Source organism: Cyanobium sp. A1C-AMD (assembly GCF_024346495.1).
Lineage (GTDB): Bacteria > Cyanobacteriota > Cyanobacteriia > PCC-6307 > Cyanobiaceae > Cyanobium_A > Cyanobium_A usitatum.
Window position 1 is genome coordinate 1 of record NZ_JAGQDB010000095.1, and the last position, 8,076, is coordinate 8,076.

The 8,076-nt window shown below is 61.5% G+C and carries 15 protein-coding genes; 13 read left to right on the top strand and 2 right to left on the bottom strand.

Annotated features, from left to right (window positions below; translation table 11 throughout):
• Positions 1 to 103 precede the first annotated feature (103 nt).
• On the top strand, positions 104 to 373 hold the full coding sequence (locus KBY74_RS12380) for a hypothetical protein (protein WP_254937217.1): 270 nt from the start codon (positions 104 to 106) through the stop codon (positions 371 to 373).
• A gap of 47 nt (positions 374 to 420) precedes the next feature.
• Here KBY74_RS12380 and KBY74_RS12385 read toward each other — a convergent pair whose 3' ends face one another.
• Positions 421 to 717, bottom strand: coding sequence for a hypothetical protein (locus KBY74_RS12385; RefSeq protein WP_254942953.1), 297 nt, complete (start codon positions 715 to 717; stop codon positions 421 to 423).
• Positions 718 to 884: 167 nt separating this feature from the next.
• Positions 885 to 1,484 (bottom strand): C39 family peptidase, encoded by a 600-nt coding sequence (locus KBY74_RS12390; protein ID WP_254942954.1) that lies wholly within the window; start codon positions 1,482 to 1,484, stop codon positions 885 to 887.
• 100 nt (positions 1,485 to 1,584) lie between these two features.
• Here KBY74_RS12390 and KBY74_RS12395 point away from each other — a divergent pair, with 100 nt between their 5' ends.
• The 12 genes from KBY74_RS12395 to KBY74_RS12450 all read left to right on the top strand — a co-directional run bounded on the left by KBY74_RS12395 (position 1,585) and on the right by KBY74_RS12450 (position 7,882).
• Positions 1,585 to 2,535: a major capsid protein gene (locus tag KBY74_RS12395; RefSeq protein ID WP_254942955.1), complete on the top strand. Its 951-nt coding sequence runs from the start codon at positions 1,585 to 1,587 to the stop codon at positions 2,533 to 2,535.
• Positions 2,536 to 2,538: 3 nt separating this feature from the next.
• The gene (locus KBY74_RS12400; RefSeq protein WP_254932206.1) at positions 2,539 to 2,967 is read left to right on the top strand and encodes a hypothetical protein; all 429 of its coding nucleotides are present in this window, start codon (positions 2,539 to 2,541) and stop codon (positions 2,965 to 2,967) included.
• Entirely contained in the window at positions 2,967 to 3,425 is a 459-nt protein-coding gene (locus KBY74_RS12405) for a hypothetical protein (protein WP_254942956.1), read from the top strand. The genes KBY74_RS12400 and KBY74_RS12405 overlap by 1 nt, the downstream gene beginning before the upstream one ends.
• Positions 3,426 to 3,438: 13 nt before the next feature.
• Positions 3,439 to 4,236 carry a hypothetical protein gene (locus KBY74_RS12410; protein WP_254942957.1) on the top strand — a complete coding sequence of 266 codons (798 nt, stop codon included), beginning with the start codon at positions 3,439 to 3,441 and terminating at the stop codon, positions 4,234 to 4,236.
• 83 nt (positions 4,237 to 4,319) lie between these two features.
• Positions 4,320 to 4,493, top strand: a complete 174-nt coding sequence (locus KBY74_RS12415) for a hypothetical protein (protein ID WP_254942958.1) — start codon at positions 4,320 to 4,322, stop codon at positions 4,491 to 4,493.
• A gap of 41 nt (positions 4,494 to 4,534) precedes the next feature.
• Positions 4,535 to 4,828 (top strand): hypothetical protein, encoded by a 294-nt coding sequence (locus KBY74_RS12420; RefSeq protein WP_254942959.1) that lies wholly within the window; start codon positions 4,535 to 4,537, stop codon positions 4,826 to 4,828.
• 21 nt (positions 4,829 to 4,849) lie between these two features.
• Positions 4,850 to 5,299: a hypothetical protein gene (locus KBY74_RS12425; protein WP_254942963.1), complete on the top strand. Its 450-nt coding sequence runs from the start codon at positions 4,850 to 4,852 to the stop codon at positions 5,297 to 5,299.
• Positions 5,260 to 5,901 (top strand): hypothetical protein, encoded by a 642-nt coding sequence (locus KBY74_RS12430; RefSeq protein ID WP_254942964.1) that lies wholly within the window; start codon positions 5,260 to 5,262, stop codon positions 5,899 to 5,901. Before KBY74_RS12425 ends, KBY74_RS12430 begins: the two co-directional genes overlap by 40 nt.
• Positions 5,902 to 6,016: 115 nt before the next feature.
• Entirely contained in the window at positions 6,017 to 6,580 is a 564-nt protein-coding gene (locus KBY74_RS12435) for a hypothetical protein (RefSeq protein WP_254942960.1), read from the top strand.
• 3 nt (positions 6,581 to 6,583) lie between these two features.
• Positions 6,584 to 7,132, top strand: a complete 549-nt coding sequence (locus tag KBY74_RS12440; RefSeq protein WP_254942961.1) for a hypothetical protein — start codon at positions 6,584 to 6,586, stop codon at positions 7,130 to 7,132.
• Positions 7,133 to 7,281: 149 nt separating this feature from the next.
• A complete protein-coding gene (locus tag KBY74_RS12445) occupies positions 7,282 to 7,659 on the top strand; it encodes a Nif11-like leader peptide family natural product precursor (protein WP_254942962.1) in 378 nt (125 codons plus the stop codon).
• Entirely contained in the window at positions 7,622 to 7,882 is a 261-nt protein-coding gene (locus tag KBY74_RS12450) for a hypothetical protein (RefSeq protein WP_254937205.1), read from the top strand. The genes KBY74_RS12445 and KBY74_RS12450 overlap by 38 nt, the downstream gene beginning before the upstream one ends.
• The last annotated feature ends 194 nt before the right edge of the window (positions 7,883 to 8,076 follow it).

Sequence of the window (8,076 nt, forward strand, 5' to 3'; positions counted from 1 at the left end):
GCGGGGCAACCCGCTGGAGGCCAGTGCTTGATCTGGCGCACCTTGGTGTGCGTGGATGGACATTCTTGGGTAGCCGCGCCGCAAGGTGGGGCCAGCAAAGCCAATGACGCCTGAGCTCGCTAACTGCGTACTTGAGGGATTGCTGCTGCTCCATGAGGAGCTGTCGCAGGACCCTGAGTCGCCTTGGTACGTAGGCACACCAGATCAGACCCAGGTGCTGCATGACGAGCTCTGGATCTTGGCCGGAGAGCTCTACCCCCGCTCCAGCGCTGCCTTGGTAGATGCCTGGTACCGGGCTGGTCGCTCTGCGTTATTGCCGGTGAACTGCACCGGCGAGCTTTTCAGCAGCCGGCACCTCCAGCTGGTGGGTTGATTCGCACTGCTACTGCTTGCTGCTCTCTGTCAAAGGTGCAGAGGAGTTCAGCTAGCAGGCGGCCTGCCAACCCTCGTCAGCGCTGCACCGCCCAGCAGCGCCAGCAGCAGGTTGAGGGTGGAATCAAGACCCATCTGCAATTTCTCAAGCGTGCCTGGGCATACCTGACCAACTGGCCGGCCCGCCAATGCCCGCTGACCGCAGACCCCAGCAGCAAGGGAATAGATCAAAAGCTGGGTGCAGATCACAACCGCCAGGGTCTTAAAGACAAAGCGCTCACGATCAAAGGGAGGCTTGCCGCCCCTCTGGGCAGGTGGCTGCAAGGGCGGCAGCTCATCGCTCATGGACCTGCTCGGTGCCTTTGCCCTCTCCCTGCTCAGGGATGGCAGGTCAGAAGCCAGCCGGTGCCTTTGCCATCTGCTTCCCAACGGGGCTGCCAGTTCTTCCAGCTGTAGTGCTGGCCTGCGCCGTTGGTGTTGGCGGTGTAACCACCAGCGACTAGATCAGCTTCTCAATTGGGGTCGTTGTGAATGGCGACCGCCTCGGTGAAACCGATCACCACACTCCAATGGCCACCGCCTGATGGAGCAGATACAGAACCGTGATGCAGCCAGCCCACGGCCACGGGCCGTCCCAGGTTGATCTGCTGCTCCAGTGCTGCTCGATCTCCATTGGTCGCAAAGTTGGCGGTTAGCCCCAGTGAGCGAAGCGCTGAGAGCTGGGCTTCTGCACTTGTGCTGTCGCCGTACTTGGCGCGGATGGCGTTGTATTCATCGTCAGAGCCGACCTTGCCCCAATAGCGGGCGAGCATGGCGCAGCTACTGGAGAAGCACTCGCGGTAGCCGGTGCCTGAGGCGTTGTCGTTCTGGTTCTCCCAGGCCACCGGCAGGGGATTGGCATGGCCTGATGCCTCTGGAGCCGGGGGTGTCGATGAGAAGCTCTGCCGCCAGGGCGCGGCCTCGGTGAGGATCGCTGGGTCTGCAGCAATCACGGCGAGCCGCAACTGCTCAATCCCCTCGAGTTGTTGTGACTCTGCCTTCCAGGCATTCCAGAACTGGCGCCAGCGCTCAGCTGTGAAAGGTGCCTGGGCAGCAGGAGAGGTTGTGGTCATGGCAGCAGGGCAGTCCTTTGCTGTTGCCGTAGTGCCTCATCTCCAGCTGATGCCGCTCGGCAATAGCCCCTGACCTCCCCGGGGCGCTGCCCCCTGTGCCATGGGCCTCACCTTGATCGAGGCAGCCAAATACGAGAACAGGCTTGAGCATCTAGCTGTGCTCAAGACGTTTTCAGAGGGCGAACTGCTCGCCCAGCTGCCGTTCATGAATATTGCCGGCAGCGGCCTGTTTTATTCCGCTGAACAGGAGCTGCCATCTGTTGGCTTTCGCGCTGTCAACGAGGGCTACACCCAGAGCTATGGCGTGGTGGACCAGCGCGCAGAAGCGGTGCACCTATTTGGCGGTGACGTGGATGTTGATCGCTCGATCGTTGATCTGATGGGCCCTGAGGCCCGTGCCAGCCAGATCGAGATGAAGGTGCGCTCCATGCGGCTGACCTTGGAAGCAACAGTGATCAATGGCGACAGCAGCGCCAACCCCAGGGCATTTGACGGGCTCAGTAAGCGCCTGCAGCCAGGCGATGCGATGGCAATCGACAACGCAGGCAGTGGCAGCAGCGGTGGCGGCAGTACTGCTCCTGGTGCACCGCTTGATTTTGATCGCCTCGATGAGTTGATCGATTCGGTGAATGCCTATGGCGGCAGCAAGGTGCTGGTGATGAGCAAGGCAATGCGCCGCCAGCTCAATGCCATGGCGCGCGCCTCCATTGGCGGCGGGGTGTATCAGACCAGCACCAACTCCTTTGGGATGACGGTGCACCGCTACCAGGACTGCGAGCTGGTCACGGTTGACCGCGATGCCCAGGGCATTGAGGTGATGGGTTACGACGAGGCGGGCGGCACCAGCTCGATTTACTGCTGCACCTTTGGTGATCAAGGCGTCACCGGTTTGCAGGGCCCCTTCCAGGGTCGCTATGGAATCTCGGTGCGTGACCTGGGCGAGGTGCCTGATGCCCCGGTGTTTCGCACCCGCGTCGATTGGTACGTGGGATTTGCCGTGCTGCAAAGCCGCGCTGCTGGTCGCCTCTTCAACATCACCCCTGCTAACTGAGCCATGAACGGCAATCCCTTGCTTGATGCGGAGACCACCCTGGTGGGCTGGACCAACCGCAGCGCCATACGCAACTTGGAGCGCACCTTCCTCTCTGGAGAAGAGGTGCTGCTTACAACCAAGCTCGATGCGGCGTCACGCTTTTCGGTAGTAGCAAGTAATCCAGGTTCTGCTGCTGCAGTTGAAATTCAGGTGTCCTTTGCTCCTGTGCTCCGTGATGGCACAACCGGTAGCTGGGTGGTTGCTACCACCGTGGCGCTGCCAGCAGAAGGGGGGCGGGTGGAGGCGTTTATCAGTGGACGTGACATCCAGCTCAATGCTGCTGATTTAGCCGATGTGGATTTGCCAGCGGTCTGCTTTGCCAAAGCAGAGGTGAGCCCCGAGACTCCAGAGGGGATGCACGTGGGACTTACCGCCACTATTCCTGCTTGATGGTGACTCCTGTGCGCCATGACCTAAGTGATCCAGCCATTCCTGAGGGGATGGTGCGGATCAGTGCTGGAGCAGAGCACCGCTTCATATGGCCGGTGCACCTAGGTGGCTGGCAAAGCCTGGGCTGGCAGCTGCAAGAAGCTGCAGCAGACCTACCTGTCAATCCGCTCGCGCCAGAGCCAGAAGAAGTAGCTCAGCCACTGCTTGCTGTTGAACCAGCAGCAGTGCCAGAAGCGGACTGGCAACTAGAGCCAGAAGCAGCGTCTGCGCCAGTAGCAGCGCCTGATTTTCAGGCCATGACCAAGGCGCAGATCCTGGAGCACTGCTCCAGCGTTTATGGCGTCGAGCTCGATGGCAGCGCGACCAAGGCAGAGCTGGTGGAGCAGGCCACGGCACTGGCGCAGCTACCGGTTGAGCAGCAGCTGAGTGATCTGCTGCTGGATGACCCCCTGATTTAACGAGGATCAGCAGATGACCATTGCCATGCGCACCAGCGTTGCGATCAGCAGTGGTGGCATCAGCGCGCAGCTGATCCGCCTGCTGCCACCTGCTGGCTGTCCTGGTGAGGCGGTATGGGTGCCATCTAATGAGGTGCAGCGCTGGGAGCAGCTGGGGTTTGGCCGTGCGCCGATCCCAGCTGCTGAATTGGAGCTGAGCTGGCAGCCGGCTGGCCCGGAATTGGGCGGGCTGATTCCGATCGAGCTGCTACTCAACCCACGCACCACGCCTCCCAATGCGGTGACGGTGGACTGGGGCGACGGCACGGCCGAGACCCTGCCCTGGCCCGTTGGCGGCGATGGCAACGGCCGGCTGCGGCACGGCTACACCAGCCGCAGGGACTACACGATCACAACAGAGCTCACCGGCAGCGGTGTTACGGCAACGCTGCTGGTGAGCTTGGCGGGCTGCTCGATTTGGTCACCAGAACCACCAGCACCTTCACCAGGTCCAACTCCAGGCCCGGGCTCTGTGCTGCCCTTGATCCCTGGTGCTGGCCTAGGTGGCGCTGCTTACGACGGCAGCACAACCCAGCAGTGGAGCCTGACGCGATGGAGTGGCGGTAGCAGTGCTGGTGGTGTGCCAGCCAGCGATGGCTCGAGCGCCTTGTTCCTCTGCGCCGATGGCTCCTGGGCCATGCCGCCGGGCGGCAGCAGTGGAACGGTTTGGTTTAACGGCGCTGGACCACCGCCTCTGACGCTCAGTGGTGCTGACCCCGGTGACTACTACCTGGACAACCTCAGCGGCAACTTTTATGTGCTGGAGGGTTGATCGGCAATAGCGAGCAGGTCGCACCAAGCGGTGCGCGCGGCAACGTTGCAGCTGATTGATGCCCTGGAACCAGAGCTTGAACCTTGTTGGTCCTACAGGTCCTGCAGGTGCTGATGGAGCAAGCGGAGAACCAGGTGCTGCTGGCCCGGCTGGAGAAAATGGTCCTGCAGGTGAAGTGGGCCCAGCAGGGCAGCAGGGTCCTGCTGGACCAGCGGGCCCGGCTGGTGAAAGTGGCCCTACAGGTGTGGCCGGCCTAGCTGGTGATGTGGGTCCTACTGGCATAGATGGTCCACCTGGCGTGCCTGGCCCTGCTGGCCTTGATGGACCCCCCGGCGTCGCTGGACCCCCAGGCGAACCGGGTCTTACTGGAGAAGTAGGACCAGCTGGCGCTGCCTGTAATACCGAGTTCCGCGTTGATGCAGGTGTGCCGCAGTACTACGTAGCAGCAGAAGGTCGCTGGGGAAATCTTGCTGTTTTGGCAGTGACTTCTGCGCCCGCTACTGCAATGGCTGAGCTGGATCCAAACCTTGAGGCCCGCTCCCTTGATTCAGCCATTAGCCAAGACGACGCCACCTCTGGCGCGGGCCAATGAGCTGGCTAGAAGCGCTCAATCTTGCCGGGCCGGTTGGTGCTGCTGGTGCACAAGGAGAGGCAGGAGCACCAGGCCCTGCTGGACCACCTGGGGCAGCAGGGGCAGTTGGCGAGCCTGGTGCTGAGGGGCCTGTTGGCCCGCAAGGAGATCAAGGGCCCCTTGGCCCTCAAGGTCCTCAGGGCCCTCAAGGCGCGCCCGGGGCGCAAGGCAGCCAAGGCGCTCAAGGCCCCCAGGGACCGCAAGGCCCTGCAGGAAATCCCGGTCCAGCAGGAGTGCAAGGCGTCATGGGCCCTACTGGTGCAGCGGGGCCGCAAGGCCCTGCAGCTACTACTGATTTCCAAGTGCTTTCTGGCGTTCCCCATGCCTATATGGCAAATCAGGGGACCTGGGTGCCGCTTGGCATTGAGCCGCTTGCTCCTGTTATTCCAGAGGTGGGCGCACCGATTGGCGGCGGCTACTTTGCTGGCTTGATTAGCCATACGGCAGATGGCAACCCCACCCATTACCTAATTGTCGCGCCGCGTGATGCGGGTGCTACCGGCGGCTCAAATACCGGCATGCCCGAGGTTTACCCCCAGGCTTATAACCCGACCTATAGGGACTATGGGCCAAGCGGTGGTTGCGGCAGCAGGCATGACGGCTGGGCGAACACCGAGTGGATGATCCAAAATGGTGTTCACCCTGCTGCCCAGTGGTGTGCGGCATTAAATATCAACGGCTACGACGACTGGTACATGCCAGCGCACTACGAGCTGGAGATTGCCTACTTCCATCTCAAGCCAACAGCTACGCCGAACGTAGCTGATCCAGCCTATGGAGACGGGATCAACCCATATGCAGTGCCAAGGCGTGACTATCTGTTCCCCCCATACGTGCCAGCTCAGTGCTTAAACCCTGCCTTTCAGTGGGGCGGGGCGGAAGCCTTTATTCCATTAATCCACTGGACATCATCAGAGAGGGATACGCGTGATTGCTATGTGTTGAGTATGGATAGTGGTTTGTTTTCTTGGATGCCCAAGATATTTATTTCACCCGTGCGCGCCATGCGCAAGATCCCCTACGGGTCGCTCTAGTCCAGTCAGCTTTGCTGAACGCAGTTGTGGCTTGCTGTTAGCCACCGGCTAGCGGCTAGCGGTGCAATACGGCAATAGCTGCTGTTGACACACCGGGCTGCTGGCCCGCATGACCATGGCTTGGGTAGCAGGCGGCTCTCTTAAGGGTCCACAGGGTGAGCAAGGCATTCAGGGCGCCCAAGGGGTGCAGGGCCTTGCTGGCGCTGATGGCGTTCAAGGCGTCCAAGGACCACAAGGTGAGGCTGGTATCCAGGGTCCGATTGGTCCTGATGGTGTTCAAGGCCAGCAGGGCATCCAGGGTGCTGCGGGTTTGGGCATCACCTTTAAGGGCCAGGTGGCGACAGAAACGGAGCTGCCAGCTGATGCAGCCCAGGGCGATGCCTACATCGTTCAGGCCGATGACTCCTTTCAGGTGTGGGATGCGGCCAGCAGCAGCTGGGTGAATGGTGGCTCGATCCAGGGACCGCAGGGAATTGAGGGCCCTGCTGGCGTTGCTGGTGTTCAAGGAGAAATAGGCCCTGCTGGCGCTCAAGGCGTGGAAGGACCAGCTGGCGTGCAGGGCATGCGCGGTACGGGCTGGTTCAACGGCAGCGGCGCTCCTGCAGCTGACATCCCAGGTTCGATCCCTGGTGATCTGTATTTAGATAACGCCACGGGCGACGTGTACACCCTGAGCTGAGCGGTGGCCTGGTCGCTTGCTGCCAACCTGCAGGGCCCTGCTGGCCCGAGCGCTGTGTCGGCTGATGCCGGCAACAGCGCCAGGTTGGGCACTGACGCCAAGGTGTTTGTGCCCTCCTCCCTTTACGTCCTGGCCGCAGCGACGGCCAAGGTGTTGGGCGGCATCAAGGTGGGTGCTGGGTTGAGCATGACGGCCGATGGCGTGCTCAGTGCTGCGATGGCAACCACCTACGTCAATAAGGCTGGCGATGTGATGAACGGCCCGCTGCGCTGGGCCAACAGCGGCGGTGTTTCAACCTTCAATGGCCGGGACGTTTACCTGTACTACGACGGGACCTTCTTTCGCTGCCAGCTGCCGTCTTCTAGATCAGCCTGGCGAATTGAGAACAGCAGCGGCCAGGTGACCTTTGGCTCTTGCCCTGCAGCAGCTAGCCCGCCGGTTGCGGCCAATGACCTGACCAACAAGGGCTATATCGACAAGCTCGTAAGCGCGCTTTTAGATGAGCTGCAGGCTCTCAAGGCAGAGGTGGCTGCCCTCAAGGCCGCGACCTGAGGCCTTGCTACTGGCTTGACTTGCTCTCAGCAGATCAGTCCTGCGATCGCAACGCTGCACCACTACGCCAATGCGCCGCAATGTGCCTCAGGGAACCTGGCAGCAGGCACCAGTTCACGCGAGCTTGATCCCATCTCTGCTTTGAGTAGATGAGCTGGTCTGATCTGGAGCGGTTGGTGGCTGATGCAGAAAGCAGCCCGGCACTCCAGCAGGTCCTGCGCCAGTGCCATAGCCGCCAGGAGCTCCTACGCACCGCCCGCCAGCTGGGCTACCGGCTCACCAGAGCTGACTTGCAAAACGCCTGGCTGGAGCACCACAACGCAGCGGAACTGCAAGGAGCGGATAAAGCCTCCAATTACTGCGTCCCAACGCTTCTGCAAGGACTGGCGTGCTCTAGCCAGTCGCCTGCCCTAGCCAGTCCCCGAGCCCCGGGAGCCACGCAGCGAGGCTGGGCGCGGCAGCATGTAACGAAGTTGTTACATGGCTCTCATGACAGTCGGGGAAGTCTTTCTGGAGTCGATCTCTAGCGGTGTGATCACGGAGCATGAGATCTCCTGGGTTGCCTCCCACCAAGGTGCTTTTGCCCGCCACGAGGAAGCCCTGGCGCTACGGCTGGGGCGCTTGGTAGATGAGGGGCAGATCAACCTCGGCTGCCGCCTGCCTAGTCGTCTTGTCCAGCACAAGCTTGTGCTCAACGAATGGATCGAACCGCTGGGCCGGCGCCGCGGCGTAGCGGCCGCTTGCGCCTGACGCCCCAGCAGCTCCCATGACGCAAGACAAAACACTGCACTACTGGCAGAACATGCGGATCGCCATGGAGGCTGCCGGCGCAACCTCAAGTGCCATTTACAAACGAGCCCTAGCGATTACCCAGGGGCTTCCAGATCCCCTTGCCCCTCAGGATTCAGATCGGTCGTAACGGCTAGCCCCCTTTCTGAGTCGGG